General features: G+C 69.6%; 27 protein-coding genes. 15 read left to right on the forward strand and 12 right to left on the reverse strand.

The window, feature by feature from the left end:
- From CEF10_RS12335 to CEF10_RS12385, 11 genes are all read left to right on the forward strand, one after another.
- Entirely contained in the window at nt 1–1,755 is a 1,755-nt protein-coding gene (locus tag CEF10_RS12335) for a nitrite reductase (RefSeq protein ID WP_101068473.1), read from the forward strand.
- Between the two features lie 73 nt (nt 1,756–1,828).
- Nucleotides 1,829–2,626, forward strand: coding sequence for a uroporphyrinogen-III C-methyltransferase (gene cobA / locus CEF10_RS12340; protein ID WP_101068474.1), 798 nt, complete (start codon nt 1,829–1,831; stop codon nt 2,624–2,626).
- Nucleotides 2,619–2,924: a c-type cytochrome gene (locus tag CEF10_RS12345; protein ID WP_232796493.1), complete on the forward strand. Its 306-nt coding sequence runs from the start codon at nt 2,619–2,621 to the stop codon at nt 2,922–2,924. Before cobA ends, CEF10_RS12345 begins: the two co-directional genes overlap by 8 nt.
- Before the next feature lie 143 nt (nt 2,925–3,067).
- Entirely contained in the window at nt 3,068–4,201 is a 1,134-nt protein-coding gene (locus tag CEF10_RS12350; RefSeq protein ID WP_101068476.1) for a cytochrome D1 domain-containing protein, read from the forward strand.
- Nucleotides 4,202–4,205: 4 nt separating this feature from the next.
- A complete protein-coding gene (gene ahbB / locus CEF10_RS12355; protein WP_101068477.1) occupies nt 4,206–5,198 on the forward strand; it encodes a siroheme decarboxylase subunit beta in 993 nt (330 codons plus the stop codon).
- A complete protein-coding gene (locus tag CEF10_RS12360) occupies nt 5,195–5,662 on the forward strand; it encodes an Lrp/AsnC family transcriptional regulator (protein WP_101068478.1) in 468 nt (155 codons plus the stop codon). The genes ahbB (CEF10_RS12355) and CEF10_RS12360 overlap by 4 nt, the downstream gene beginning before the upstream one ends.
- Nucleotides 5,659–6,144 (forward strand): siroheme decarboxylase subunit beta, encoded by a 486-nt coding sequence (gene ahbB, locus CEF10_RS12365; protein WP_101068479.1) that lies wholly within the window; start codon nt 5,659–5,661, stop codon nt 6,142–6,144. Before CEF10_RS12360 ends, ahbB (CEF10_RS12365) begins: the two co-directional genes overlap by 4 nt.
- A gap of 4 nt (nt 6,145–6,148) precedes the next feature.
- Nucleotides 6,149–7,366 (forward strand): heme d1 biosynthesis radical SAM protein NirJ, encoded by a 1,218-nt coding sequence (nirJ, locus tag CEF10_RS12370; protein ID WP_101068480.1) that lies wholly within the window; start codon nt 6,149–6,151, stop codon nt 7,364–7,366.
- Nucleotides 7,341–8,891: a nitrite reductase gene (locus CEF10_RS12375; RefSeq protein ID WP_101068481.1), complete on the forward strand. Its 1,551-nt coding sequence runs from the start codon at nt 7,341–7,343 to the stop codon at nt 8,889–8,891. The genes nirJ and CEF10_RS12375 overlap by 26 nt, the downstream gene beginning before the upstream one ends.
- An 82-nt stretch (nt 8,892–8,973) precedes the next feature.
- The gene (locus tag CEF10_RS12380) at nt 8,974–9,588 is read left to right on the forward strand and encodes a CbiX/SirB N-terminal domain-containing protein (RefSeq protein WP_232796494.1); all 615 of its coding nucleotides are present in this window, start codon (nt 8,974–8,976) and stop codon (nt 9,586–9,588) included.
- Complete coding sequence (locus tag CEF10_RS12385; RefSeq protein ID WP_101068483.1) at nt 9,585–9,818, forward strand: hypothetical protein; 234 nt, start codon at nt 9,585–9,587, stop codon at nt 9,816–9,818. Before CEF10_RS12380 ends, CEF10_RS12385 begins: the two co-directional genes overlap by 4 nt.
- 8 nt (nt 9,819–9,826) lie before the next feature.
- Here CEF10_RS12385 and CEF10_RS12390 read toward each other — a convergent pair whose 3' ends face one another.
- From CEF10_RS12390 to CEF10_RS12430, 9 genes are all read right to left on the reverse strand, one after another.
- Entirely contained in the window at nt 9,827–10,732 is a 906-nt protein-coding gene (locus CEF10_RS12390) for an FAD:protein FMN transferase (RefSeq protein ID WP_101068484.1), read from the reverse strand.
- Nucleotides 10,729–11,244: a nitrous oxide reductase accessory protein NosL gene (locus tag CEF10_RS12395; protein ID WP_101068485.1), complete on the reverse strand. Its 516-nt coding sequence runs from the start codon at nt 11,242–11,244 to the stop codon at nt 10,729–10,731. Before CEF10_RS12395 ends, CEF10_RS12390 begins: the two co-directional genes overlap by 4 nt.
- Nucleotides 11,241–12,062 (reverse strand): ABC transporter permease, encoded by an 822-nt coding sequence (locus CEF10_RS12400; RefSeq protein WP_408638473.1) that lies wholly within the window; start codon nt 12,060–12,062, stop codon nt 11,241–11,243. Before CEF10_RS12400 ends, CEF10_RS12395 begins: the two co-directional genes overlap by 4 nt.
- Complete coding sequence (locus tag CEF10_RS12405) at nt 12,062–12,970, reverse strand: ABC transporter ATP-binding protein (RefSeq protein WP_101068487.1); 909 nt, start codon at nt 12,968–12,970, stop codon at nt 12,062–12,064. The genes CEF10_RS12400 and CEF10_RS12405 overlap by 1 nt, the downstream gene beginning before the upstream one ends.
- Nucleotides 12,960–14,228 (reverse strand): nitrous oxide reductase family maturation protein NosD, encoded by a 1,269-nt coding sequence (locus CEF10_RS12410; protein ID WP_101068488.1) that lies wholly within the window; start codon nt 14,226–14,228, stop codon nt 12,960–12,962. The genes CEF10_RS12405 and CEF10_RS12410 overlap by 11 nt, the downstream gene beginning before the upstream one ends.
- Nucleotides 14,229–14,232: 4 nt before the next feature.
- Nucleotides 14,233–16,146: a TAT-dependent nitrous-oxide reductase gene (nosZ, locus tag CEF10_RS12415; RefSeq protein ID WP_101068489.1), complete on the reverse strand. Its 1,914-nt coding sequence runs from the start codon at nt 16,144–16,146 to the stop codon at nt 14,233–14,235.
- Nucleotides 16,139–18,328 carry a NosR/NirI family protein gene (locus CEF10_RS12420; RefSeq protein ID WP_101068490.1) on the reverse strand — a complete coding sequence of 730 codons (2,190 nt, stop codon included), beginning with the start codon at nt 18,326–18,328 and terminating at the stop codon, nt 16,139–16,141. Before CEF10_RS12420 ends, nosZ begins: the two co-directional genes overlap by 8 nt.
- A 161-nt stretch (nt 18,329–18,489) precedes the next feature.
- Nucleotides 18,490–19,494 carry a type I glyceraldehyde-3-phosphate dehydrogenase gene (locus CEF10_RS12425; protein WP_101068491.1) on the reverse strand — a complete coding sequence of 335 codons (1,005 nt, stop codon included), beginning with the start codon at nt 19,492–19,494 and terminating at the stop codon, nt 18,490–18,492.
- A gap of 25 nt (nt 19,495–19,519) precedes the next feature.
- The gene (locus tag CEF10_RS12430) at nt 19,520–20,170 is read right to left on the reverse strand and encodes a carbonic anhydrase (RefSeq protein WP_101068492.1); all 651 of its coding nucleotides are present in this window, start codon (nt 20,168–20,170) and stop codon (nt 19,520–19,522) included.
- Between the two features lie 159 nt (nt 20,171–20,329).
- Between CEF10_RS12430 and CEF10_RS12435 the strand changes: the two genes are divergently transcribed.
- The 4 genes from CEF10_RS12435 (at nt 20,330) to CEF10_RS12450 (ending at nt 23,978) form a co-directional block, all read left to right on the forward strand.
- Complete coding sequence (locus CEF10_RS12435) at nt 20,330–20,710, forward strand: hypothetical protein (RefSeq protein ID WP_101068504.1); 381 nt, start codon at nt 20,330–20,332, stop codon at nt 20,708–20,710.
- Between the two features lie 69 nt (nt 20,711–20,779).
- Entirely contained in the window at nt 20,780–22,159 is a 1,380-nt protein-coding gene (locus CEF10_RS12440; RefSeq protein ID WP_101068493.1) for a leucyl aminopeptidase family protein, read from the forward strand.
- On the forward strand, nt 22,156–22,938 hold the full coding sequence (locus CEF10_RS12445; protein WP_232796495.1) for a C40 family peptidase: 783 nt from the start codon (nt 22,156–22,158) through the stop codon (nt 22,936–22,938). Before CEF10_RS12440 ends, CEF10_RS12445 begins: the two co-directional genes overlap by 4 nt.
- A gap of 80 nt (nt 22,939–23,018) precedes the next feature.
- Nucleotides 23,019–23,978 (forward strand): agmatinase, encoded by a 960-nt coding sequence (locus CEF10_RS12450; RefSeq protein ID WP_101068494.1) that lies wholly within the window; start codon nt 23,019–23,021, stop codon nt 23,976–23,978.
- Between the two features lie 12 nt (nt 23,979–23,990).
- On the opposite strand, the gene CEF10_RS12455 is transcribed toward CEF10_RS12450, so the two are convergent.
- The 3 genes from CEF10_RS12455 to CEF10_RS12465 form a co-directional block, all read right to left on the reverse strand.
- Nucleotides 23,991–24,386 (reverse strand): DUF4149 domain-containing protein, encoded by a 396-nt coding sequence (locus tag CEF10_RS12455; RefSeq protein WP_101068495.1) that lies wholly within the window; start codon nt 24,384–24,386, stop codon nt 23,991–23,993.
- A gap of 63 nt (nt 24,387–24,449) precedes the next feature.
- Complete coding sequence (locus CEF10_RS12460) at nt 24,450–24,794, reverse strand: DUF2794 domain-containing protein (RefSeq protein WP_101068496.1); 345 nt, start codon at nt 24,792–24,794, stop codon at nt 24,450–24,452.
- Between the two features lie 184 nt (nt 24,795–24,978).
- The coding region (locus CEF10_RS12465) for a Y-family DNA polymerase (protein ID WP_198586195.1) at nt 24,979–26,052 on the reverse strand (1,074 nt) is incomplete at its 5' end.

Here is a 26,052-nt window from a genome sequence, read left to right on the forward strand (position 1 = left end):
ATGAGACCCAAGCAAGCCAAATGGCGCGCCACGCTTCTGTCGGGTGCGGCCATTGCCCTCGGGCTGGCCGCAACAGGCGTCGCGGCCGAGGAAAAGCCGGAAGGCCACGGCGACAGCCCGGCGGCGCAATACGTCTACAGCGCGACCACCGTGGGCGAGATCGACGTCGAACTGCCCGGCCGCAAGCCGGGTGACCCGGTGATGACGCAGTCGGAATTCAACAAGGCCGCGACGCTCTACTTCGAGCGCTGCGCGGGCTGCCACGGCGTGCTGCGCAAGGGGGCCACCGGCAAGCCGCTGACAACCGACATCACGCGCGAGAACGGCTTCGAATACCTGCGCGACTTCATCACCTACGGCTCGCCCGCCGGCATGCCCAACTGGGGCACCTCCGGCGAGATGACCGAGGAAGAGATCGACATGATGGCGCGCTACATCCTGCTCGAGCCGCCCGAACCGCCGCAGTTCGGCCTCGAGAAGATGAAGGCGACGTGGCAGGTGATCGTCCCGCCCGAGGAGCGGCCGACCGAGAAGATGAACGACATCGCGATCGACAAGCTGATGTCGGTGACGCTGCGCGATGCCGGACAGGTGGCGCTGATCGACGGTGACAGCTACGAGATCGTCAAGATCTTCGACACCGGCTATGCGGTGCACATCAGCCGGATGTCGGCCTCGGGGCGGTACCTGTTCACCATCGGCCGCGATGCCAAGGTCAACATGATCGACCTGTGGATGGAAGAGCCCTCCACCGTGGCGACCATCGACACCGGGCTCGAGGCGCGCTCGGTGGAGACCTCGAAGTTCGAGGGCTGGGAAGACAAGTACGCCATCGCCGGCACCTACTGGCCGCCGCAGTACGTGATCATGGACGGCGACACGCTGGAGCCGCTCAAGATCAAGTCGACCCGCGGCATGACGGTGGACACCCAGGAATACCACCCCGAGCCGCGCGTCGCCGCGATCGTGGCGTCGCACTACAACCCCGAGTTCATCGTCAACATCAAGGAGACGGGCAAGATCCAGCTGGTGGATTACTCGGACATCGAGAACCTGAAGGTGACCGAGATCGAGGCAGAGCGCTTCCTGCACGACGGCGGTTTCGATTCCAGCGGTCGCTACTTCATCACGGCGGCGAACGCCCGCAACAAGCTGGTGGTGATCGACACCAAGGAAGGCAAGCTGGTCGACATCGTCGACAGCCAGGGCATGACACCGCACCCCGGCCGCGGCGCCAACATCGACCACCCCGAACACGGGCCGGTCTGGGCGACCTCGCACCTGGGTGATGCCTCGGTCTCACTGATAGGCACCGACCCCGAAGGCCACCCCGACAAGGCCTGGAAGGTCGTTCAGCAACTCTGGGCGATGGGCGGCGGCTCGCTGTTCGTCAAGACTCACCCGGACTCCGACCACCTCTACGTGGATGCGCCGCTCAACCCCGCCGCTGAGGTCTCGGGCTCGATCGCGGTGTTCAACACGGCGGATCTGACCGCCGAGGACCCCGAGTACAAGGTCCTGCCGATCGCCGAGTGGGCGGCAATCGCAGAGGGACAGCCGCGCGTCGTCCAGGGCGAGTTCAACAAGCAGGGCGACGAGATCTGGTTCTCGGTCTGGAACGCCAAGGACAAGCAGTCCGCCCTCGTCGTGGTCGACGACAAGACGCTGGAGCTCAAGAAGGTGATCAAGGACGAGCGCCTGGTCACGCCGACGGGCAAGTTCAACGTCTACAACACCCGCAAGGACGTCTACTGACTCCCGCCCCGGGGGCCCGTCGCCGGGCCCCCGGTTCCCCGAACAATAAACGCCCGCCACAGGAGCCAGCGACATGACAGGGACAGGCAAGGTCTTTCTCATCGGGGCCGGACCGGGCGCGGCCGATCTCATGACGGTGCGCGCGGTGTCCATGCTCAAGCAAGCCCAGGCGGTGGTCTACGACCGGCTCGTCGCCGCCGAGATCCTCGACCTGGCCCCGGCCACCGCCCGGATGATACCGGTGGGCAAGGCGCCCAGGTGCCACACCGTCCCGCAGGACCGCATAAACGAAATCCTCGCCGAGCTCGCCGAAGACGGGCTGACCGTGGCCCGCCTGAAAGGCGGCGACCCGCTGATCTTCGGCCGCGGCTCGGAAGAAGCCGCCTATCTGGAACGCCGTGGCGTCAACGTCACCTATGCCCCCGGCATCACCGCCGCGCAGGGCATGGCCGCCGCCACGGGCGTGCCGCTCACCCACCGTGGTCTGGCAACCGGCGTGCGCTACGTCACCGGCCACCGCGCCGCCGACCGCAAGCTCGACCTCGACTGGGAAAGCCTGGCCAGCGAGGACACGACACTCGTTGTCTACATGGGCGTGGCCAACATCGCCGAGATCGCGCTGCGGCTGATGGCCGGGGGCCTGCCGGGCGACCTGCCGGTCCTGGCCGTGGCCTCCGCCACCACGCCGCGGGAGGCGCGGCACCTGTCGCGGCTCGACCGGATCGGGCTGGACATGGCCGGGGCGCCGCTGCGCGCGCCCGTGCTGTTCGTCATCGGCCACGTCGTTTCGCTCTACCGCGACCGCCCGCTTCCCGCCGACATCGCCGCGCCGGTCACGGCGCCGCCACCCGCGGTGCTGGCCGGTGAATAGGCTGGCGCTCATATGCGCGATCGCGATGGCCGCGCCGGCGCAGGCCGGCGGGCCGGACGCCGCCGCGCTGGAACGGCTGGTGCGCCAGGACTGCGGCTCGTGCCACGGGTTGAGCCTGAAGGGCGGGCTGGGCCCGGACATCCGCGCGCCGGCCCTGTCGCACCACGATCGCCAGTCGCTGCAAAGGCTGATCCTCGACGGCGTGCCCGGCACCCCCATGCCGCCATGGCGGCCACTGCTGACCGAGGCCGATGCCGCCTGGATCGCCGACTACCTGCTGAACGGAGGCATGGAATGACACCCGAACGTCTGGCAGGGGGCGCTGCCCCCGTCGCGCGGGGCGCGACTCCCCCGGAGTATTTCGAGCAAGATGAAGCGCGCGGCGCACGACCTCTTCATCTTGCCGGAAATACTCCCGCCGGAGGCATCCGGCGCGGACTGATGGCCCTTGCGGTCGCCGCCTTCGCGCTGGCCGCACCCCGGGCGGACGCGCAGGCGACGGGCGATCTGGGCCTCGTGGTGGAGCGCGCCAGCGGGTCGCTGCTGGTCGTGGACCAGTCCGAGCGCGCGCGCGTCGGGCGCATCGAGGGCCTGGGCGATCTGTCGCACGCCTCTCTGGTCTACAGCCCGGATCAGCGCCACGCCTTCGTCTTCGGCCGCGACGGCGGGCTGACCAAGGTGGACATGCTGGACCGGCGGATCGTGGACAGGGTCGTGCAGGCCGGCAACGCCATCGGCGGCGCGATCTCGGACGACGGCACCCTGGTGGCGGTGTCGAACTACGAGCCCGGCGGCGTGCGGGTCTTCGACGCGCGGACGCTGGAGATGGTGGCCGACATCCCCACCGCCAGCAAGACCATCGGGCTCGTCGACATCCCCGGCCGCCGCTTCGTGTTCTCGCTGTGGGACGAGGGAGAGACATGGATCGCTGACTTTTCGGGAAACGACCCCGAGATCACCAAGATCGACGGGATCGGCGCAAACCCCTACGACGCTCTGGCCACCGCCGACGGGCGCACCTATGTCGTCGGGCTGTTCGGCGCCGATCACCTGACCGCGCTTGACCTTTGGCAGGACCCGCCGGAGCCGCGGAAGATCCTGCCCGAATACGCCGAGGGACGCGAGGGCCGGCCCGTCTACAAGATGCCCCATCTCGAGGGCTGGGCGAAGGCGGGACACGAATTCGTCCTGCCCGCGATGGGCCAGCACGAGGTGCTCTGGGTCGATTCCCGCAGCCTGGCCGAAACGGGGCGCACGCCCACCCATGGCCAGCCCGTCTTCGCGATGGCGCGCCCAGACGGCCGGCACGTCTGGGTGAATTTCGCGCATCCCCGCAACGACACGATCCAGGTGATCGACACGCTGACCAAGAAGATCATCCACCAGTTCAAGCCCGGACCCGGCGTGTTGCACATGGAGTTCACGCCACGCGGACACGAGGTCTGGCTGTCGGTTCGTGATGCGGGCCGGATCATGGTCTACGACACGCAGACCTTCGAGAAGCTGCGCGAGATCGAGGCCGACAGCCCCTCGGGAATTTTCTTCACAGCGCGCGCCCACCGGACGGGGCTTTGAGGCGATGGAGGGCGTGACCGACCCCCTCGACCGTGCGCTGCTGGACGACTGGCAACGCGGGTTCCCGGTGACGGACCGGCCGTTCGGCGTGCTGGCGCAGGCGCTGGGCACCACCGAGGCCGAAGTCATTTCCCGGCTGCGCAAGCGCGTCGCCGCGGGGCAGGTCACCCGGATCGGCGCGACCTGCGCGCCCAACACGATCTCGGCGAGCACGCTGGCGGCCGTCGCCGCCCCCGAGGCGCGCGTCGAGGAAGTCGCGCGGATCATCGGCGCCGAGGACGGCGTGAACCATTCCTACCTGCGCGAGAACCGCTGGAACCTTTGGTTCGTGGTGACCGGGTCGGACCGGGCGCATGTCGATGGCGCGCTCGCCCGGATCGGGCGGCGCAGCGGGTTGCGCGTGCTCGACCTCGCCCTCGTGCGCCCGTTCAACCTCGACCTGGGATTCAGCCTGCGCGGCACGCAGGACGCCGCGCCGGTCAGGCCGCCGCCGGACACGGGCGCGCTGCGCCCGGGCGACCGCGCGCTCGTCCAGCACCTGTTGCGCGGCCTGCCGCTCGAGCCCCGCCCCTACGCCGGCATCGCGCGCGCGCTGGGGCGCGAAGCGGCCGAGGTCCAGGAGCGCATCCGGCGGCTCGTCGCGGCGCGGATCATTTCCCGTTTCGGCGTCATCGTGCGCCACCGCGCGCTGGGGTGGCGCGCCAATGCCATGGTCGTGTGGGACATCGACCATGACGCGATCACGCGCGCCGGCCCGGTCCTGGCCGCGCAACCGGGCATCACCCTGTGCTACGAACGCAGGCCCGTGCCGGGCGTCTGGCCGTATCGCCTGTATTCCATGATCCACGCCCGCAGCCGGGCGGAAGCCCTGGCGCGGCTTCGGGACGCTGCCGGGCTGGCCCCGCTGGCCGGCGCACCCCATCTCGCGCTGTTTTCCAGCCGTTGCTTCAAGCAGACCGGCGCGATGGCCGCCGATACCCCGAGGGCGACCGCATGACGGCGCCCGGTGCCGAGCGCTTGGGTACCACGGACCGGCGCATCCTGAACCGGCTGCAGGAAGGTTTCCCGATCTCGCCGCGGCCGTTCCTTGACGTGGCGGAAGAACTGGGGCTGGCCGAGGACGACCTGATTTCGCGGCTGGAGCGGATGCGCGCCGCGCGCCTGATCACCCGCTTCGGGCCGTTCTTCGACGCCGCGGCGATGGGCGGGGCATTCTGCCTGTGCGCCATGGCCGTGCCCGCGGACGAGTTCGAGGCGGTCCTGACAAAAGTCAATGAACGCCCGGAGGTGGCGCACAATTATGAACGCGGTCACCGCCTGAACATGTGGTTCGTTCTGGCCACGGAAACGGAAGAGGAGATCGAGGCGGTGGCCGGGTCCCTTGAGCGGGAAACGGGGCACCGGGTGCGCCGTTTCCCGAAACTGCGGGAGTTTTACGTCGGATTCCGGGTGATGGCATGAGCCTCGACAGCATAGACCGGGCAATCGTGGCCCAGACGCAGGCCGGCCTTCCGCTGGTGCCGGACCCGTACGCGCGGATCGCGCGGCTGGTCGGCATCGACGAGGCAGCGCTGCACGCACGGCTGCACGACCTTCAGGCGCGCGGTGTCATCCGCCGCATCGCCGCCGCGCCGAACCACTACGCCCTCGGCCTGACCGAGAACGGCATGTCGGTCTGGGATGTCGAGGACGCGCGGGTGGCCCGGCTTGGCGCGCGCGTGGGCGCGCTGGATTTCGTGAGCCACTGTTACGAACGCCCCCGCGCTCTGCCGGAGTGGCCCTACAACCTGTTCGCCATGATCCACGGCACCTCGCGCGCGGAGGTGGAGGAAAAGCGCGCGCAGATCGGCCACCTTCTGGGGCCCGCCTGCCGCGGCCGCGACATCCTCTATTCCACGCGAATCCTGAAAAAGACCGGGCTGCGCCTGCGGCCCAAGGAGTGACCCGATGTTCCGACTTTCCGAATACATGCACCAGCTGGTCGCCCCCACGCCCGTGAGTCGCCCCCGCGGGGCGGACGCGGTCAAGCCGGTGGTCATCTGGAACCTCACCCGTCGATGCAACCTGCGTTGCCGGCATTGTTACACCGTCTCGGCCGACGTCGATTTCCCCGGCGAGCTGAGCCACGACCAGGCGATGGCCACGCTGAACGACCTGGGCGAATTCGGCATCCCCGCGCTGATCCTGTCGGGGGGCGAGCCGCTGGACCGTTTCGATTTCTTCGACCTCGCCCGCGCCGCGCGCGCGCGCGTCCGCATGCTGGCGCTGTCGACGAACGGCACCAGGATCCACGGGGAAAACGCGGACCGCGTGGCCGATATAGGGTTCGACTACGTCGGCATCTCGATCGACGGGATCGGGGCCACGAACGACTGGTTCCGCGGCGTTGACGGTGCCTTCAACGACGCCGTGCGCGGGGTGCGAGCCTGCAAGGCGCGCGGCATCAAGGTGGGGCTGCGCTTCACGCTGACGCGCGACAACGCCGACCAGCTGCCGCACCTGCTGCAACTGTGCGACGACGAAGGCGTCGACAAATTCTACCTGTCGCATCTCGTCTACGCGGGCCGCGGCGACAAGAACCGCGGCGAGGACGCTGTGCACGCGCACACCCGGATGGCCCTGGACGAACTCATCGATCGCGCCTGGGTGGCGGCCACCGAGGGCATGCCGCTGGACATCGTGACCGGCAACAACGACGCCGACGCCGTCTACCTGCTGCGCTGGGCCGAGCGGCACTTCGACGCCGCCCGCGTGGCCCATCTGCGCGACCACCTGGAGGCGTGGGGCGGCAATGCCTCCGGCCTCGGCGTGGCCAACATCGACACGCTGGGCCGGGTACACCCCGATACCTACTGGTCCGATTACACCGTCGGCAACGTCAAGACGGCGAACTTTTCCGACCTGTGGACGGGCGACGACCCGATGCTGGCGCAGCTGCGCCGCCGCCCGCGCCCGCTCAAGGGCCGGTGCGGCGAATGCGCCTTCAAGTCGGTCTGCGGCGGCAACACCCGCATCCGCGCGCTGCAACTGACCGGCGACCCCTGGGCCGAGGATCCGGCCTGTTACCTGTCCAACGACGAAATCGGCGTGACCGCGGCCGGCGACCGGCTGACCGTCACCCCCTTCAAAGGCAAACGCCATGATCCGGTTCACCGTTTTCATTAGCGCACTGGCGCTGGCCTGCCCATTTGGCGCCCAGGCAGAGCCGGCGGAAATATACGCACGCGATTGTGCAGCCTGCCACGGCGCCGACCGGCTGGGTGGCACCGGCCCGGCCCTGATCCCGCAGACGCTGAAGCGCATGCGCGGGCCGAAGGTGGCCGAGGTGATCGCCCACGGCCGCGTCGCCACGCAGATGCCAGCCTTCGGCGACACGCTTTCGGACGGCGAGATCGCGAGCCTCGCTACCTACCTGAAAACCCCGCTCGAGACGGTCCCCGACTGGGGGGCGGAGCGGATCGCGCGGACGCGCTGGTTCGACCCCGCCTACACCCCGGCGGACGCACCCGTGTTCGATGCCGACCCGCTGAACATCACGCTGGCGGTGGAGACCGGCGACCACCACGTCAGCGTGCTAGACGGCGACAGCTTCGAGGTGCTCGACCGGTTTGCCACGCCGTTCGCCGTCCACGGCGGGCCGAAGTTCACCCCCGACGGCCGCTATGTCTTCGTGATGTCGCGTGACGGCTGGGTGCAGAAATACGATATCTGGTCCCTGCAACAGGTGGGCCGGGTGCGCGCGGGGCTCAACAGCCGCAACATCGCCATCAGCGCCGACGGCAAGCATCTGGCGGTCGCCAACTACCTCCCGATGACGCTGACGATCCTGTCCACCGACGACCTGAGCGTCGAGAGGGTGATGCCGGTGGTTGGCCGCGAGGGCACGAAAAGCCGCGTCTCGGCCGTCTACCAGGCCCCGCAGCGGCGCAGCTTCATCCTCGCGCTCAAGGACGTGCCCGAAATCTGGGAAGTCGCGACCGACCCGGAGGCCGATCCCGTCTACGAGGGGTTCGTTCACTCGCGCGAAAAGGGCATGGTCGAGGGGCTGCCATCCTTCGAGGGGTTGTTCGCGCGCCGGCGCATCATGCTGTCCGAGCCGCTCGACGATTTCTTCTTCACCGACGATTACCGCAACCTCATGGGGGCCGCGCGCGGCAGCGGAAGGGCGGTGGTCGTCAACCTCAACGTCGGGCGCGAGATCGCTCAGCTGCCGCTGCCCGGCATGCCGCACCTTGGCTCGGGGATCTCGTGGCGGATGGGTGACCGCCGGGTGATGGCCACGCCGCACCTGAAGGAGGGCAAGCTTTCGGTCATCGACACCGACGACTGGTCGATCGTCGCGACGATCGAAACCGAAGGCCCGGGGTTCTTCCTGCGCAGCCACGAGACCTCGCGCTACGTCTGGGCCGACGTGTTCTTCGGGCCGAACCGCGACGCGATGCACGTGATCGACAAGCAGAGCCTCGAGATCGTCAGGACGCTCCGGCCGGTGCCCGGCGCCACGGTGGCACACGTCGAATTCACCCGCGACGGCGCGCACGCGCTCGTCTCGGTGTGGGAAGAGGACGGTGCCGTGATCGTCTACGACGCCGAGACGCTGGAAGAAGTCACGCGCCTGCCGATGCGCAAACCGTCAGGGAAATACAATGTCTTCAACAAGATCACCTTCTCCGAAGGCACCAGCCACTAGGGGCCGTGCCATCATTGTCAGCCACGGACAGCCGTGCGACCCGGCCCCGGCCGAGGCCGCGCTGGCCGCCTTCTCGGGACAAGTGGCACACCACCTGCCCGGCTGGCGGATCGAAAGCGCCACGCTGGCCGCGCCCGGGGCGCTGGACCGGGCGCAAGAGGCCTGCGGCCCCGGCGCCCTGGTCTACCCGATGTTCATGACCTCGGGCTGGTTCACCTCGGACGCGCTGCGCGCGCGGCTGACCGCCCGGGATGCACATGTCCTACCGCCCTTCGGCACGGACCCGGCCCTTTCGGCGATGGCCGCGGACCTCCTGCGCGAAACACTGGCCGAGGCAGGCTGGCACGCGGCCGGCACGCGGCTGTTCATTGCCGCGCACGGCTCGGGCCGCAACGCCAATTCGGCCCGCGACACGCGCGCCTTCGCCGACGCGCTCGCCGCGGCAACCGGGTTCGCCGAGGTGCGCACCGGCTTCGTCGAGGAGGCGCCCTACCTGGTCGACATGGCCTTCGGACTGGGCGAGCGGGCGATCTGCCTGCCGTTCTTCGCCGCCCGCGGCGGCCATGTGACCGATGACATCCCCGAGGCCCTGCAACTGGCCGCGTTCCGGGGCCGGCTGCTCGCGCCGATCGGCTGCGCGCCGACGGCGCCAGCGCTGGTCGCCCGCGCCCTGGCGACGGCGGAGGTGCCGGCATGACCCGCAAGCGCCCCGCGTCACCAGGGCTCTACGCGGTTCTCTATCCTTTCACGACCGCGGCCGTGGCAATCAACCTGTTCATGCTGGCCCTGATGTGGCAGGCCGTCGGCCTGCCCGCTCTCCGGCCGGTGACGGCGCTGGTGATCGCCGTGCCGCTGGGCCTGCCGGTGAATTGGCTGGCAATGCGATGGGTGCTGCACCTGATTGACGAGGCCGAGGGCGACGCGTAGCGCCGCGCTCAGACCATCTTTTCAAGACGCGCGTCGCCGAAGGACGCGATTGCGGCCTCGGCCGCCGGGGCCTCCATCAGGCACAGCGCCGTGGACAGCCCGTCGGCGATGTCGGCGCGCGGCGCCGACACCGAAACCAGCGCGTGCACCGGCGCCCCCGCGCCGCGCGGATCGAGAATGTGGCCCTGCCCCGCAGCGCGATCCAGCACCGTGCCCCGGGGCGCCGAGGTTGCAAGCGCGCGGTCGCGCAGCGCGACGCGCTGCACGATGCGCCCGTCGGGCGTGGCCACGCCCGCCTGCCAGGGCGCGCCGTCGGCGCGCCGGCCGAGCGCGGCGACCTCGCCGATATCCACCAGGACATCGCCGAAGCCCCGCCGCCGCAAGGCGGCGGCAATGCGGTCGGTCACGTATCCCTGCGCGATCCCGTTGAGCGTCAGCGCCATCCCGGCATGCCGAAGACGAACCTCGCCCGCGTCGAAGCTCACACCGCGCCAGCCGATACGGCCGCGGGCCGCCGCCGGGTCGCCGCCCTCGGCCAGCGCCGTCCAGAGCGGCTGCACCGTCGGATCGAAGGCGCCTTCGGTGGCCGCGTGCAGTGCGTCGCACAACCCGAGCACCTCCAGCAGTTCCGCCGGCGGCGCGCTCAGCCGGCCGGTGCGGTTCAGCCGCACCAGCGCGCTGTCGTCGCGGTAAAGGCTGAAGACCTTCTCCAGCCGCGCAATCTCGGCCTCCAGCGCGGCAAAGGTGGGGCGCGCGTCGAGCTGGTCCACGCCCGCGAGCGTCATCGAGGCGCCGGCCCCGAGCGCCCAGCCGCGCCACCGCGCCACCGGCGCCGATCGGGCGGCGCCCGGAAACGCGGCCGCGGCGGCGGCAACGGTCAGAAACCGGCGGCGACCATGCATCTGTCGGGTCATGATTTCGGCTCCTCCTCGGGCGCGACATCCACGGGCGCGAGCACGGTCTCGGCCGGGATATCCTTCAGCGTCATCAGGTCACCGCCTTTCCGGTCGGCGAAATCGCGGGCCGCGCCTGCGCCGGAAAACGGCACGATCTCGGGTGCACCCATGCCGCCGCGCGCCTCCGAGCCCACGACGAATTCGGCCGACCCGGCCGCGATCCAGTTGTCGGCGCCGGGGGTTTCCCAGCTTTCCGCCGCGGCCATGTCGCTGACGTAGAAAGCGGTCACCTCGGCCTCGCGTTCGGGGCCCTTCACATAGGCCAGCGCATCGCGCACCTGCGCGAAAAAGATCGGGTCGGGAAACCCTGAAAGGTGGATCTGCGCCTTCGGGCCGGGGTGCGCCGCGACCTGCATGCGGCAGAAGTGGCTGAGGGCGTCGGCCGTCATCGTCACCGGTTCGGGCGCCTTGGCCTCTTCCTCCTGGCATGCGGCGAGCAGCAGGGCTGCGACAAGAAAGGTCCGTTTCATGGTTCCACCCTTTGGAAAGCCAGCCGTGCCAGCGCGAAGGCGAGCACCGGCCAGGCGATGAGAGAGGCCGGCGCGGCCCAGGCCGGCAGCGTCTGCCCGGCGCCCGCCATCCCCGAGACCAGCGCGACCTGGTCGGTTCCCGCGACGTTCCAGAGCCTGAAGGCATCCGCCGGGTTCAGGGCAAGCAGCCACGGGAACACCGATTTCGTGAACACGCCACCGCCGTCGAAGACGACCGCGCCCAGAAGCCCTAGGTCGTAGAGCACCACGAAGACCAGCCACAGCCCCACCGCGGCACCCGCCGCGCCCGCGGCCGACCCCGCGAGTGCCGAGGCCGCGTAGCCCAGCGCGAGAAAGCTCGCCCCCAGCAGGATGGCCGTGGCGATCAGCCGGGCCAGCGCCGCAACGCTGTCGGGCCCGGCACCGCCTGTCAGGGCGGCAACCACGCCGCCCGCCCCCAGCCCGACGACCATGGCAATGGCCAGCACGCCCAGGTGGGCGACGAACTTGCCCATCAGCATCTCGCCCCGCGACAGGGGGTAGGTCAGCACGAGGCCCAGCGTGCCGCGTTCGCCCTCGCCCGCGATCGCGTCGAAGCCGATCATCAGGGCCATGAAGGGCGCAAGGTAGACTGCCAGCGTCGTCATCGACGCCACCGCGACGGTCAGCAGATCGACCCCGAGCGCGCCTGTGGGCGCGGAGCCCGCGAAGGTCAGTGCGAGCGCGAACAGCGTCATCATCGCGGTCGCCATGACGACCCACCGGTTGCGGCGCTGGATGCGGAACTCCGCCGCGGCGATGGCCAGGATGCGTCCGATCATTGCCGGTCCTCTCCACAGAAATATCGATACAGGTCCTCGAGGCTGGGCGGCACCATCTCCACGTCGCGGACCGTCTCGCCCAGTGCCGAGATGCGGTCCAGATGCGCCATCTTCTGGTCGGCCGGGCACAGAAGCTCGACCGCCGAGCCGTTCACGCGCTGCCCGCCCAGTTCCGCGTGCAGTTGATCCGCCGCGCCCTCGGCGGCCGTCAGCCGGATGCGGATCGGCAGCGCCGCCTGCCGGCTCAGCCGTGGCAGGGTGTCGTCGGCCACCAACGCGCCGTCGCGCATGATTGCGATGCGGTCGGTGCGCGCCTCGACCTCGGTCAGCGCGTGACTTGCGATCAGCACGGCGGTGCCGTTCGCCGACATCTCGTCGATCACCGCATAAAGGTCGTGCCGCGACAGCGGGTCGAGCCCGCTGGTCGGCTCGTCAAGCAGCGCGACCCGCCGCCGGCCCAGGAGCGCCTGCGCCAGGCCAAGCCTCTGGCGCATCCCCTTGGAATAGGCCCCGATCCGGCGGTCGGCCGCGTGGGCCAGACCGACGCGCTCCAGCAGGGGCATCACCGCCGACGGCGCCTCCCCTGCCAGGCGGGCAAAGGTGGTCAGCTGCTCGCGCCCCGTCAGCGCCTTGTGAAAGGCCACCTGTTCGGGCAGGTAGGCCGTCGCAATCCGCGCCGGCGCCGATCCGGGGGCGTGGCCGGCGACCCGGATATGGCCGCCGCTGGGGCGTATCAGACCCAGGACAAGCTTGATCAGCGTGGACTTGCCGGCCCCGTTGTGACCCAGCAGCGCCACGCGCTCTCCGGGGGCCACCTCGAACCCGAGCCCCCGCAGCACCGGGACGGGCCCGTAGTGTTTTTCCAGCGCCTCGATCTTCAGGGGCGGGCGGCGGTCATCCGTCATGTCGTCTCTCCCAGTCGGGTACGGGGATCTTCACGGGCTGCATCAGCGGGGCGGTGTCCACCACGCCGCCCGGCAACAGCGCGGGAAAGGCCGATTGCGCCCACCGCACCAGCTGCACCGCCGGCGAACCCAGCAACAGCTTGGCCGCCGGCTGGCTCCACAGGATGTGGTCCATGCTGTCGTTCGGCCGGTAGGGCGTGTCGGCCACGCCGTCGCCGTCGAGGTCGTAGGCGGCGAAATCGCTCCAGTAGTTTCCGCGGCCGTCCTCGCTCCAGTCGAGCCATTTGGTGCCGACGTACTTGACCTGCGTGCGGTTGCCGATGAAGGCATTGCCGCTGATCTCGTTGCGCTCCGACCCGGCGGTGAAGTGCACCCCGATCGGGCAGCGCTCGAACCGGTTGCCGGTGATCTCGTTCATGTGGGCATTGTAGATGAACAGGCATTTCTCGTGGCCGTTGCGCACGAGGTTGCCCTCGACCCGCGAGCGATTGGCGTAATTCAGCATGACGCCGTGCTGCTCGTCGTCGATCGAGACGTTGTCCAGCACCTTGACGCGCTTGGAATACATCACCGCGTAGCCGAGGTGATTGCCCACCGAGAGGTTGCCCGAGACCTCGGAGCGGTTGGCATACATGTAGTGCACGGCGAAGCGCAGGTCCCGGAAGCGATTGTTCCTGAAGGTATTGGAGTGCGAGGTGTTCACGAATATGCCGTCGCGCCCCCAGCGGATGTCGTTGCCGACCACGGCCGCGCCCGGCGAGTTCCAGACATAGACGCCGTTGCCGCGGTCGTTCATGCGGTGATCCTGCCGGCCCTCTATGACGTTGCGGGCCACCAGCGCGTCGCGCGCGCCGTGGATGTCCACGCCGTAGAGGTTGCCGAGGATGCGGTTGTCGGTCACCCGCGCGCCGTCGGCCCCCTTGAGCAGGCGCACGCCGCTGTCGATGCCTTCGTGGTCACTGCCAGACCCGGTGATCGTGCAGCCGGAGATCTCGACCTTCTCGGCCGTCACCACGAAAACGGAGCCGTTACCGCCGCCGTCGACGCGGGCACCTTCGGCGCAGGCGATGGTCAGCGGCGTGTCTATCTCGTGGCCACCGGCGTGGCGACCGGTGCCGAGGCGGAGTGTGTCCCCCGCCCCGGCGGTCTCGATGGCCCGGGCCAGCGCCCCGTCCCCTGCCGGCACATCCGTGACGCCTGCCCGGACGGGTCCGGGCAGCGCCAGGCAGAGCGCCAGTATGGGGCCAAGACGCCGCATCGGCTCAGGCGCCCCGCGGTTCGACCAGCATCCGCCCGCGCATCTCCATGTGCAGGGCGTGGCAGAACCACTGGCAGTAGAACCAGTGCACCCCGGGGCGGTCAGCCGTGAAGGTGGCCGAGGCGGTGGCCTGCGGCGGCACCTCGAAGGCCACCCCGTGGTTGGACAGGGTGAACCCGTGGGTGAGGTCGTCGATCTCGTCCATGTTGGTGATGTAGACCGTCACCTCGTCGCCCTGGCGCACGCGGAACTTCGACATGCTGAACTGCGGCGCGATTGAGTGCATGTAGACGCGCACCTTGTCGCCATCACGCACCGGTTCGTCGGCACCCCAGTCAAGGTCGACGCCGTCGGCCTCCGCCTGCTTGCGCGCCTCTTCCCACATCGGGTCGTCACGGCTCCAGACGTTGACGGGGTTGACCAGGTCGCGGCGCACGATGATGCAGTCATGCGGCTCGGCGAAGGTCGGCCCGTCGTGCACAACCGGCATGTCGTCCCGGGTGATGTCGAGCAGCTGCTCGTTCTCGGGCTTCAGGGGGCCGACGTTGATGAACCGGTCCTTCGAGAACTTGTTGAGCGAGATCAGCCACTTGCCATCGGCCTCGCTGGTTTCGCCCATCGAGCTGTGGTTGTGGCCGGGCTGGTAGTGCACGTCCGTCTTGGTGACGATTGGGTTCACGTCCTCGCCGGCGTAGGCACGCACGGCCTTTTCGATGTCCCACTTCACCACCTGGCTGTCGAGGAACAGCGTGGTATAGGCCATGCCCTTGCCGTCGAAGGCGGTGTGAAGCGGCCCCAGCCCCAGTTCGGGCTCGGCCACGATGCACGACCGTTCCTCGGCGCCCTCGGAAAACAGCGCGTCCACCTTGTTCACGTCGATGACCGAACAGGTCGGCGACAGCTTGCCGTTGATGACGACGTGCTTGCCGTCCGGCGCGGTGTTGCAGCCGTGCGGGCTGTTGGGAATCGGCACGTAGCGGGTGTACTTCTTGTTCTTCCCCTTGCGCCCGTCGATCACCTTGACGCCCTTGTATTCCTCGTAGTCGCCGGCCTCGATGCCCTTCTCGATCTCCTTGATGTTGAAGATCACGCAGTGGTCCATCTCGTTTTCCGTCATCTCGGCGAGGGTCATGCCCATTTCCGAGTTGTAGGAGGTCGAGAAGGCGTACTTGCCCTGGTAATCGGCGTCGCAGTTGTCGAGGTTGCCCGACACCATCACCTGCCAGGCGATCTCCATCGTGTCGCCGTCGATCGCGGTGAAGATGTTGACGTATTCCTCCGGCTCGTCGAGCACCGAACCATCGTTGACGATCGGCATCTCGTGTTCGCCGTTGGCAAAGACGTAACCGGTGCGCGGATACTTCTGCGGCCGCAGCCCGTGGATGTCGCCGGTGTTGGGGATCTCGATGATCTTGTCCGTCTTCATCACGTCGCAGCGCACGCGGGCGACCCGGGTGTTCGCCTTGTCGTTCATGAACAGGTAGCGCCCGTCGTAGGTGCCCTCGGTGAACGACATGTGGGGATGGTGCAGGTCGCCGTTGTCGTAGGTTTCCATGTTGCGCTTGGCCAGGAATTCCCTGGTCTCCGGCAGCAACCCCTCGGTCATCACCTTGAGGCTTTCGTTGGTCTGGCCCCAGCCGGTGGCCGAGCAGCGGTTGAACACCGGCACGCGCATCAGCTCGCGCATCGACGGGAAGCCGAGGATGCGCAGCTCTCCCGTCTGGCCCGAGGACCAGAAGCCATAGTATTCGTCGAGGTCGCCGGGCACCGGCGTCAGCCCCTCGGCCGCCGCCTGCGCGGGCCTGGACCCGCCCAGCAGGCCCGCGGCGGCACCTGTGGTCGCGGCGATGGCGCCGGTGGCCGTGGCCCCGAGCATCCCCCGCCGGGTGATGTTGAACTTGTTATTCGTGTCAGACATTTGAGGTCTCCTTTCTCCCCTCTTGCGCGTCGAGCTTTCGCGTCATCACGTCGGCGCTCGCCGCATTGGACGCCCGGTCGCGGGCGCGCCGTTTCAACTGCCGGATCACCACCGGACATTTCGTTTCCGACTGGTAAAGCACCTGGCAGTGCAGGCAGTTCACGCATTCGTTCGGGTTGATCTCGCCCGTGGGGTGGATCGCCTGCACCGGGCACTCGTTGGCGCAGGTCTGGCAGGGGTGGCCGCACTCGTGATAGCGCTTGAGCCAGTCGAACATCCGGATCCGCGCCGGGATCGCGAGCCCCGCACCCAGCGGGCACAGGTAGCGGCAGTAGAAACGCTCGATGAAAAGCCCGATCACCAGCAGCACCACCGCGAAGACCACGAACGGCCAGTCGCGCATGAACTTCAGGATGATCGCGGTCTTGAACGGCTCCACCTCGGCCAGGGTTTCGGCCATCGGCATGGATGCCAGCGATACCCCGAACAGACCGAGGAAGATCATGTACTTGATGGGCCAGAGGCGTTCGTGCAGGCCCCAGGGCAGTTCCCACTGCGGCACCTTGAAATAGCGGGCGATGCGGTTGGTCAGTTCCTGGAGCGCGCCGAACGGGCACAGCCAGCCGCAATAGGCGCCGCGCCCCCAGAAGATCAGCGCCGCGGCCACCGCGAACCACTGGATGAACACCAGCGGGTCCATCAGGAAGGCATCCCAGGTGAAGCCCGACCGCAGCGCCCCCGCCAGCGCCATCAGGTTGACCACCGAAAGCTGCGCGTTCGCGTACCAGCCGATGAAGAACAACGTCATCGTCAGGAAGCCCATGCGGAACCAGAAATAGGCCCGCGGGTACCGCGTGATCTGCATCTGGAAGAAGAAGGCCCCGGTCAGCACCGTCAGCATCACGGCAAGAACGCCGATCTCGACCGCGCGGTCGCGCCAGATGCGTTGCCACAGCGCGGTCTTGGCGGCGGCTTCCGCGTCGGGCGCGTTCACCGCTGACGCGGGCGCCACCGGCGCGAGGTATTTCTCGGGCAGGCGGTAGCCAAGGTCGAATGTCAGGAAGGTCTTTTCCACCGGGCCGACCGCGCGCTGAACCAGAAGCTGCAGGCGCCACGGCTCGGCCGGGTTGAACCCGGCGTCGGCCGGGATGCGGAACAGGTCGATCTCCTTGAAGCTGGGAGCCCCCTCGGCGGCGATTTCGCCCAGCCGGCGGTGGTCACGGTCGAAGAAGCGCACCGACCGGTCGCCCTGGATCAGCTGGATGCGGTCGAAGATCCCGCCGCGGACATACCCCGACCCCTTGAAGGAATAGCGCCCCCGCCCGGCGACAAGGATCGCGTGCTCGCCCTCGCCCAGCCAGCCCTGAAGGTTGGCGTACTCGGCCTCGCCCAACAGGCTGCGGCCGATCGTGGGCACGCTGACAAGGCCCGCGCGCATGTCGACAAAGGTGTCGTCGGCCGGGCCGTCGGCGGGGCGCTCGGCGGCGCGCGGGTCGCCGCTCTGCTCGAAGGCGCGGTTGATCTGCCCGACATCCAGCGTCAGCCCCCGCACCGAGCCATCTCCGGCCAGCGCGGACCAGTCGCGGACCTCGCCCTCGCCCTGTTTCAGTTCGCGCTCCGGGCCGCTGGCTTCCACGGGGCTCAGCCCGCCCAGGCCCAGCGCACGCGCCACCTTGATGCCGCCACGCACGAGGCTGTCGTCGATGACCATCACCGTGACCGTGGCGCCCGAGATGATGTCCAGTTCGTGCGCGGTGCCCGATTGGGCCGCCTCGGCCTTGAGATCCAGCCCCGCGTAGCCCTCGATCACCGCGCGCATCTTCGATTCGGGAATACCCACCAGCACGATCGGCTCGGAATGCTCCACCAGCTTCGCACCGGTCATCACGGCCCCGGGCGAGATCGCGGCAATGACGTGGATCGGCTTGCCCGAATAGCCCGTTGTCCCCGCGAAATCCGAGGTCAGGAAGGCCCAGCCGACGGTGTCGCCGTCGTCGAGCACGGGCGCGACCGGCACGTCGTCCCGGATTGCGCCGAAGGCGTCCGCGCCGGGCACCAGTTCCTCCGGCGCGACCCTGTCGATCAGGTGCGGCAGGGCGGCGGGTTCATCGGCGACCACCACCGTCGCGCAGGTCAGTGCGAGGACGGCCGCGAGCAGGACTTTCTCGATCGTGCTTTGCATTCGTTGGTCCGGCGAAGGTTTACGCGGCAACCTTTCCCACCGGGTCCGTTGAATACTTGACTAAAGTCAACGGTGCCGCGAAGAAACCACCGATCTGCGCCGCACCGCCGCAAAACATTGATCCATTTGTGATATTTTTTCGCGCCAGGGTTGTTGCCGCCTCAACGGCGCAAGCGCCCCAACCGTCCGGCCATGTCGAGCATCCGGCACGAGAATCCCCACTCGTTGTCGTACCAGCCGAACACCCGCAGCAGACCGCCGGCCGACACGGAAGTCTCCGGCCCGCTGACCACCAGCGATTCGGACCGGCCGCGCAGATCGCTGGAGACCAGCGGCTTTTCCGTCCAGCCGAAGACCGGGCCGGCGTCGGCGGCCTCGCGCAGCGCGGCGTTGGCCGCCTCGACGCTGGCGGGACGCTCCGTGCGGACCGTCAGGTCGATGGCCGAGACGCTGGCCGTGGGCACACGGATCGCGCGCGCCTCGATCCGCCCGGCCAGGTGCGGCAGCACGCGCCCCGTCTGGTGCTGTGCGCTGGTGGTCGTGGGCACCATCGAAAGCGCGGCGGCGCGGCTGCGCTCCGGCGCACCGCGCGGCTTGTCGACCGTGGGCTGGCTGCCGGTGTAGCAATGCACCGTCACCATCTGCCCGCCCAGCAGGCCGAACGACTCGTCCAGCAGCCGCGCGAGCGGTGCCAGCGCGTTGGTCGTGCACGATGCGTTCGACACGATCCGCGCGTCGCCCAGCAACCCCTCGTTGGCCCCCATCACCGCGGTGACGTCGGCCTCGTCCGACGGTCCCGACACCAGGACCGCGCCGGCGCCTGCCTGCAAGCCGCGTTCGGCCACCGCGCGCGCGCCGCCCATGCCCGTGCATTCCAGAACCACGTCCACGCCCGACAGGTCCAGCGCGCGCAGGTCGTCGGCCGCGTGGAACGCGATGGCACGGCCATCCACCACGAGCGTGCCGTCGCCCACCGTCACGGTGCCCGCCCACGGACCGAACACGCTGTCGTATTCGAACAGGTAGGCACAGGTCGAAAGCGGCTCGATCTCGTTGATGAGCACCAGTTCGAACTCGTCCGCCCGCTCGCGCAGAAGGATGCGCAACAGCGTTCGGCCGATGCGGCCGAAACCGTTGATCGCAAGGCGAACGGGGCGGTCGGGCATGGTGTGTTCGGCGTCGGGGCGGGTTTCAGATCGGCACGAACTCGTGCGCCTCGGGCGAATACTGTTCGAGCTTGCCTTCGCCGATGTCGTGCCACAGGCCGTGCAGCGTCAGCCGTCCAGCCGCGACGGCTTCGTCGACGAAAGGAAAGGTCGTGAGGTTCTCCAGCGACGTCAGCACCGCCTGGTGTTCCAGCGCGTGCTGGATGTCGTCCGCGTTGCTCGCGGCACGCACCTTCTCGTAGCCCGGGCGCAGGATGTCCATCCATCGGCCCACGAAGCTCGACTTCTCCTCCAGTTGCGGCGCCTTGCCGGAACACATGTCGAGGCATCCCTTCACGCCGCCGCAGCCGGAATGGCCCAGCACGACCAGATGCGCGACCTTCAGCGCGGTGACGGCGTATTCCACCGCCGCCGAGGTGCCGTGACGGTCTCCGTCGGGTTCGTAGGGCGGCACGAGGTTCGCGATGTTGCGGTGAATGAAGAATTCGCCCTGGTCCGCGCCGAAGATCGACGTGACATGCACGCGGCTGTCGCAGCACGAGATGATCATCGCGCGGGGATGCTGGCCCTCGGCGGCCAGGTGGCGGTACCACGCGGCGTTCTCGGCATAGGTGGTCGCCTTCCACCCGTGGTACCGGTGAACCAGATAGGTGGGCAGCGGACGGGCCTTTTCCATGATGCGCCTTTCATCGTCGGAACGGTAACGCAACGCAATAAATCGGATTCGGAAAAAATTCGAGCGGGAATGCCCGCACGCGGAAACCTTTCGGCAAATTCGGCCGGTGACATTGCCCGCGACGTGGTGGGGGCCGCGGCAAGGAAGGTGGGTGATTTGGTGAAACAGGTTAGCATTCTCGAACAGCGCGAGGACACGCAGGTCGACCTCGCGCGGCTGGCAGACCTCGGCCGCCGGCTGGGACAACCGGACGCCGACGCGGTCGTGTGCCGCGCGATGGAGGAACTGGCCCAGCGCATCGCGCGGACCGACGCGCACTGCCGCGCCGGCGCACTGGACCAGGCCGCCGCCAGCGCGCGCAGCATGGTCGCGATGGCCGAACAGCTGGGCATGGTGCGGCTGGCGCGCGTCGCGGCCGACGTGGCACGCTGTGCCCGCGGCGGCGACCGCACCGCGCTGGCGGCGACGCGGGCCCGGCTGCTGCGGGTGGGCGAACGGTCGCTGCACGAGATCTGGCAGGCGCAGGATCTGTCGATCTGATCCCTTGCGGGCGCAGCGGGGACGGCTAGGGTGACAGCACATCGCAAAACCAGCCCCGAAAGGTGCCCCATGACCTTGACCTTCGCCCCCGCCGACGCCGACGCGATCCCGGTGCATGTGATCGAGGAGGGCGGGCTCGACGCCTGGGCCGAGGGGCAGGACGAATTCACCGCCCGCTTCGTCCGCTCGGCCGGTTTCTCGGGCGCGCTCGGCAGCACCCTGCGCGTGCCCGGCCCCGATGGGGCGGTGGCGATGGTGCTGGCGGGCTACGGCACCGTGCAGGCCCGGGCACGCGGACGGTTCCACCTGGCCGCCGTCGCGGCCAACCTGCCCGAGGGCACCTACCGGCTGGAGGGCCTGCCCCCCGAACGCGCCGCCGAAGAGGCGCTGGGCTGGCTTCTGGCGGCCTATGCCTTCGACCGCTACCGCGCCCGGACACGTGCGCAGGTGCGCCTCGTGGCCCCCGAGGGCCTGGATGCCGGGCGCATCGAAACCATGGCGGCAGGCGAGGCGCTGACGCGCGACCTGATCAACACGCCGGCCGCCGACATGGGGCCCGTGGAACTGGAGGCCGCCTGCGCCGATCTCGCCGGCCGTTTCGGCGCGCAGCTCGACGTCATTCGTGGCGATGCGCTGATCGAGCACAACTTTCCCCTGATCCACGCCGTCGGCCGCGCTGCCGAACAGGCGCCCCGGCTGATCGACATGCGCTGGGGCGAGACGGGCCCGACGCTCACGCTGGTGGGCAAGGGCGTGTGCTTCGATACCGGCGGGCTGAACCTGAAGCCCGCCGCGGGCATGGCGCTCATGAAAAAGGACATGGGCGGCGCGGCCACCGTGCTGGGGCTGGCGCAGATGATCATGGCGCTCGCGCTGCCGCTGCGGCTGCGCGTGCTGGTGCCCGCGGCCGAGAACGCGGTGTCCGGCGCCGCCTTCCGCCCCGGTGACATCCTGACCGCACGCAACGGCCTGACGGTGGAGGTCAACAACACCGACGCCGAAGGGCGACTGGTGCTGGCCGACGCGCTGGCGTTGGGCGCCGAGACCGCCCCCGACATGATGGTATCGATGGCCACGCTGACGGGCGCCGCGCGTGTCGCCGTGGGCCCCGACATCGCGCCCTTCTATACCGACGACGATGCGCTGGCGGCGGCGCTGGCGGCCTCTGCCGCGCAGGTGGCCGACCCGGTCTGGCGGATGCCGTTCCACCAACCCTACGAAGAGATGATTGAGCCGGGAATCGCGGACCTGGACAACGCGCCCTCGGGCGGCTTCGCCGGGTCCATCACCGCCGCGCTGTTCCTGCGGCGCTTCGCCGGCGACACGCGCTTCGCGCATTTCGACATCTACGGCTGGACGGCCAAGGACGCCCCCGCGCGGCCCAAGGGCGGCGTGGGAATGGGCGCGCGCACCCTGCTGGACGCTCTGCCCGGCGTGCTGGGGCTGTGAGCGGCACGCGCGTTCCCCCGCCGGCGGGCGCCGCCGGCACGCCGCGGCAGGTGGCCGTGCCCGTGGCCGACCTTATGGAAACGCCGCGCGGCGCCCGCGCGCGCCAGCTCGTCATCGGAGAGGAGGTCTGCGTGGTCGAGGACCGCGCGGGCTGGAGCCGCGTGACATGCGCGCGTGACGGCTACGCCGGCCATCTGCCCACCGGCGCGCTGACCGACGGGCCGGCGCCGACGCACCGCGTGCATGTCCGTGCCACCCACCTCTACACCGCGCCGGACGTCAAGGCGCGCGAGCGCCACGCGCTCAGCCACGGCAGCCGGCTTCATGTCACCGCGCAGGACGGCCGCTTTGCCGAAACGCCCCACGGATTCGTGCCGCGCGTGCACCTCTGCCCGATCGACCAGGCCGACACCGACCCGGTCGCGGTGGCCGAACTCTATCTCGGCACGCCCTACCTGTGGGGCGGGAACTCGGCCTTCGGGCTCGACTGCTCGGGGCTGGTGCAGGCTGGCTGCCTTGCCTGCGGCCTGCCCTGCCCCGGCGACAGCGACCAGCAGGAGAACACCCTCGGCCAGACACTTGCCGCCGATGCACCGCTGCGCCGCGGCGATTTGTTGTTCTGGCGCGGGCACGTGGCCTGGGTCGCCGACGAAACCCGCCTGTTGCATGCCAACGCCCACGCCATGGCAGTGGCGTTCGAGGATACCGGCGCCGCCATCGCGCGCATCGACGCGCAGGGCGACGGCCCGGTCACGCGCCGCGCCCGGTTGACGGCGTAAGCAGGGGCGGGTCTTCTTGCAGCAAGCCCACGCCCGCGCGACCCGCCCGCGCGCGCAGGACGCAGGACAAGGACCGCCAGATGACATCCGACAGCTTCTTCCATCCCGTCTCGGGCTTCGACCTTCCGCGCTTCGCCGGCGTGCCCACCTTCATGCGCCTGCCGCACGTGCCGCCCGGGCACGACCGGTTCGCGGATGTGGACATCGGCCTTGTCGGCGTGCCGTGGGATTCGGGCACCACCAACCGGCCCGGCCCGCGCCACGCCCCGCGCCAGCTGCGCGACGCCTCCACCATGATCCGCGCGCAGCACCCCACCAGCGGGCTGCGTCCCTTCGAGGCCGTCAATTGCGCCGACCTGGGCGACGTGGGCCCGAACCCCGCCGACATCCCCGACAGCATGGCGCGCATCACCGCGTTCCACGACGGCCTGCGCACGGCGGGCATCACGCCGCTGACCGCGGGCGGCGATCACCTGACCTCGCTGCCGGTGCTGCGCGCCCTGGCCGCCGACGGGCCGCTGGGCATGGTGCATTTCGACAGCCACACCGACCTGTTCAAGTCGTATTTCGGCGGCACGATGTACACCCACGGCACCCCCTTCCGCCGCGCGATCGAGGAAGGGCTGCTCGACCCCGCCCGCGTCATCCAGATCGGCCTGCGCGGCACGATGTACGACACCGAGGACCGCGATTTCGCCCGCGCGACCGGCATCCGCCTGGTCACGATCGAGGAATTCTTCGACCGCGGCATCCCGGACGTGATGGCCGAGGCGCGCGAGATCGCGGGCCGCGGGCCAACCTACGTCAGCTACGACATCGACTTCGTCGACCCCACCTTCGCACCGGGCACCGGCACGCCCGAGGTGGGCGGCCCCAGCGGTTTCCAGGCCTTGCAGGTGGTGCGCGAACTGGCCGGGCTGGACATCGCCGGCGCCGACATGGTCGAGGTCTCCCCACCCTTCGACGCCTCGGGCGGCACCGCGTTCCTGGGCGTGTCGATCATGTTCGAACTGCTCTGCGTGATGGCCGCCGGGCGCTGACGCCCGCGCCGGTCATGCGCCCGCCAGCCACGCCAGCACCACGCCCGCCGCGCCGATGTGCCCCAGCGTGAGCGTCACCGACAGCCCGTGCAGCCACTTGAACCGCGCCTGACGCCCCGCATCGCTGGCGGCGTTGATAGCAGGCATCAGCACCTGCCGGGCGAACAGGGTGGTCGCCGCGATGGCCGCCATGATCCCGGCCCCCGGCGCACCGGCCGCGGCCACGATCCCGCCGGCCAGCGCCGAACATCCCAGCACGAACAGGTAGAAATGCGGAAACGCCTTCCGGATGACGCGGCCCGCCGTCGGCGCGGGCAGGACGTGAAAGATGAAGGCGGCGAAGCCGAAGGCGTAAAGCGTCATGCCTCCGAACAACAGGGCGACGAGCAACAGGGCAACGATCTGCATGGCATCCTCCGCGCCGGCACGGCGTGCAGGTAGGGCGCGGCCCGCGCGGGGCCAGCGGGCGCGTCACTCCACCGCGCGGATGAGCTTGCGCTCGAGCACGCGCAGCACCGTCTTCAGGTCGTGCCCGCGCTTGAGCACGCGCCCGTCCATGCCGATCACGGCATACTGGCCCTGGCGGTTGCGCAGCCGCGGGCGCTTCTCGATCCGGTAAAGCGGATGCTCGGCGGTGCGCCGGAACACCGAGAAGACGGCGACATCGGACAGGCAGGAGATGCCGTAGTCGCGCCACAGGCCGGCGGCGACCATGCGGCCGTAGATCGACAGGATCGCGCTGAGTTCGCCACGGTCGAACGCCACCTGCTGCGTCTCCTGCGGGGCGTCGGCGGAGCCCGGGGATGCAAATTCCATGCACCGAGACTTGCCGCAACCGCGCGGCAAATCAAGAGGATTCGCGCAGGCGACCGCATTCGCCGGCCGATCGGCAAGACCGCCGGCCCCCCAAGCGTGCGGAGGTCCTCGCCCGCGCGAACCAAAAGTTTTCCCGAAAACTTTTGGCAAATCTTTTCCGGAAAAGATTTGCGCCGCGCGGCCGTCAGGCGAAACTGCCGTGGCAGAACCAGCCCGGGCTCATCGCCGCGCCGTGGGCGCGGAACAGCCACAGCCGCTCGCCCCGGTGCGTGATCACCTGCCAGTAGTCGCGCACGCCGCTGCGCCAGGCGGGATCGTCGAGCCACCATTCCGGCGCGATCCGCTCGGGCCCCGCGGCGTGGACGGTGCCGTGATCGCGCCCGCGCCAGCGGAACCGCGCGGGCGGGGCCGTGCCATCCGACGCGGCCACCGGTTCCGGCGGCCACAGGCTCAGCGGACGCGGCACCGGCGGTGCGGGCCAGGCGCCGGCAGGCTCGGACCAGGCCGCAGCCAGCGTTTGGGCACTCTTTTCGGGGATATGGCTGCTGGCCGGGTGGCGCCGCGTGATCGCGTCGAGCCCGATGCGCGCGCCCATGCGGCTGACCAGATCCTCCAGCGCGGTGTCGCGCGCCTGCCGCTCTCGCGCGGCGCGGGCGGCGGCGAGATGTCCCTGGGGCGCGCGGTCGTGCAGCGGCTCGGCCACCGCGGCCTCCAGCCGCAGCACCTCGATACCCGGGCCCGCGTCGAGCGAATCGAGCTGCATCTCCAGAAGCGGGCGGATCCGCTCCGCACGGTCGGTGGCACGGGCCAGCCCCGTTTCGAGCGTCTGCAGACAATTGTCCACGCGCATCGCCTGGAACCGCACCCGCCGCGCGCCCTGTCCCGCGTCGCGCAGCAAGGTGCACAGCCGTGGCACCAGCCGGTCGAGCCCGGCCAGGAGGTCGTCGCGCAGGCCGATCGGCTCGGGCAGGCTGAGCCGCGTGGCCAGGCGCGGCCGATGCCGCAGGGGCGACACCGGCTCGGGCACGGCGCCCAGGGCCTGGTCGAGCCGCAACACCAGCGCCTGCCCGAAGCGGCGCGCCAAGGGCGCGCGGGGCTGCCCCATCAGGTCGCCGACATGCCGCAGCCCCAGCCGCGACAGCTGCGCGATCACCTCGGGCTCCAGCCGCAGCGCGGCCACGGGAAGACCGGACAGAACCCCGCGGGCCTGCCCCGGCGGCGCGATCCGCGCCGCCGCCGGGCCGGCCGGCGCGGCCGG

It is taken from the genome of Roseovarius salinarum (assembly GCF_002834145.1).
Classification (GTDB): domain Bacteria; phylum Pseudomonadota; class Alphaproteobacteria; order Rhodobacterales; family Rhodobacteraceae; genus Roseovarius; species Roseovarius salinarum.

Bases quoted from the DNA above. Each gene is read 5' to 3' on its own strand.
- CEF10_RS12335 (WP_101068473.1), top strand. From the start codon at position 1: ATGAGACCCAAGCAAGCCAAATGGCGCGCCACGCTTCTGTCGGGTGCG.
- cobA (WP_101068474.1), top strand. From the start codon at position 1,829: ATGACAGGGACAGGCAAGGTCTTTCTCATCGGGGCCGGACCGGGCGCG.
- CEF10_RS12350 (WP_101068476.1), top strand. From the start codon at position 3,068: ATGGCCCTTGCGGTCGCCGCCTTCGCGCTGGCCGCACCCCGGGCGGAC.
- ahbB (WP_101068477.1), top strand. From the start codon at position 4,206: ATGGAGGGCGTGACCGACCCCCTCGACCGTGCGCTGCTGGACGACTGG.
- CEF10_RS12360 (WP_101068478.1), top strand. From the start codon at position 5,195: ATGACGGCGCCCGGTGCCGAGCGCTTGGGTACCACGGACCGGCGCATC.
- ahbB (WP_101068479.1), top strand. From the start codon at position 5,659: ATGAGCCTCGACAGCATAGACCGGGCAATCGTGGCCCAGACGCAGGCC.
- nirJ (WP_101068480.1), top strand. From the start codon at position 6,149: ATGTTCCGACTTTCCGAATACATGCACCAGCTGGTCGCCCCCACGCCC.
- CEF10_RS12375 (WP_101068481.1), top strand. From the start codon at position 7,341: ATGATCCGGTTCACCGTTTTCATTAGCGCACTGGCGCTGGCCTGCCCA.
- CEF10_RS12385 (WP_101068483.1), top strand. From the start codon at position 9,585: ATGACCCGCAAGCGCCCCGCGTCACCAGGGCTCTACGCGGTTCTCTAT.
- CEF10_RS12390 (WP_101068484.1), bottom strand. From the start codon at position 10,732: ATGACCCGACAGATGCATGGTCGCCGCCGGTTTCTGACCGTTGCCGCC.
- CEF10_RS12395 (WP_101068485.1), bottom strand. From the start codon at position 11,244: ATGAAACGGACCTTTCTTGTCGCAGCCCTGCTGCTCGCCGCATGCCAG.
- CEF10_RS12405 (WP_101068487.1), bottom strand. From the start codon at position 12,970: ATGACGGATGACCGCCGCCCGCCCCTGAAGATCGAGGCGCTGGAAAAA.
- CEF10_RS12410 (WP_101068488.1), bottom strand. From the start codon at position 14,228: ATGCGGCGTCTTGGCCCCATACTGGCGCTCTGCCTGGCGCTGCCCGGA.
- nosZ (WP_101068489.1), bottom strand. From the start codon at position 16,146: ATGTCTGACACGAATAACAAGTTCAACATCACCCGGCGGGGGATGCTC.
- CEF10_RS12420 (WP_101068490.1), bottom strand. From the start codon at position 18,328: ATGCAAAGCACGATCGAGAAAGTCCTGCTCGCGGCCGTCCTCGCACTG.
- CEF10_RS12425 (WP_101068491.1), bottom strand. From the start codon at position 19,494: ATGCCCGACCGCCCCGTTCGCCTTGCGATCAACGGTTTCGGCCGCATC.
- CEF10_RS12430 (WP_101068492.1), bottom strand. From the start codon at position 20,170: ATGGAAAAGGCCCGTCCGCTGCCCACCTATCTGGTTCACCGGTACCAC.
- CEF10_RS12440 (WP_101068493.1), top strand. From the start codon at position 20,780: ATGACCTTGACCTTCGCCCCCGCCGACGCCGACGCGATCCCGGTGCAT.
- CEF10_RS12450 (WP_101068494.1), top strand. From the start codon at position 23,019: ATGACATCCGACAGCTTCTTCCATCCCGTCTCGGGCTTCGACCTTCCG.
- CEF10_RS12455 (WP_101068495.1), bottom strand. From the start codon at position 24,386: ATGCAGATCGTTGCCCTGTTGCTCGTCGCCCTGTTGTTCGGAGGCATG.
- CEF10_RS12460 (WP_101068496.1), bottom strand. From the start codon at position 24,794: ATGGAATTTGCATCCCCGGGCTCCGCCGACGCCCCGCAGGAGACGCAG.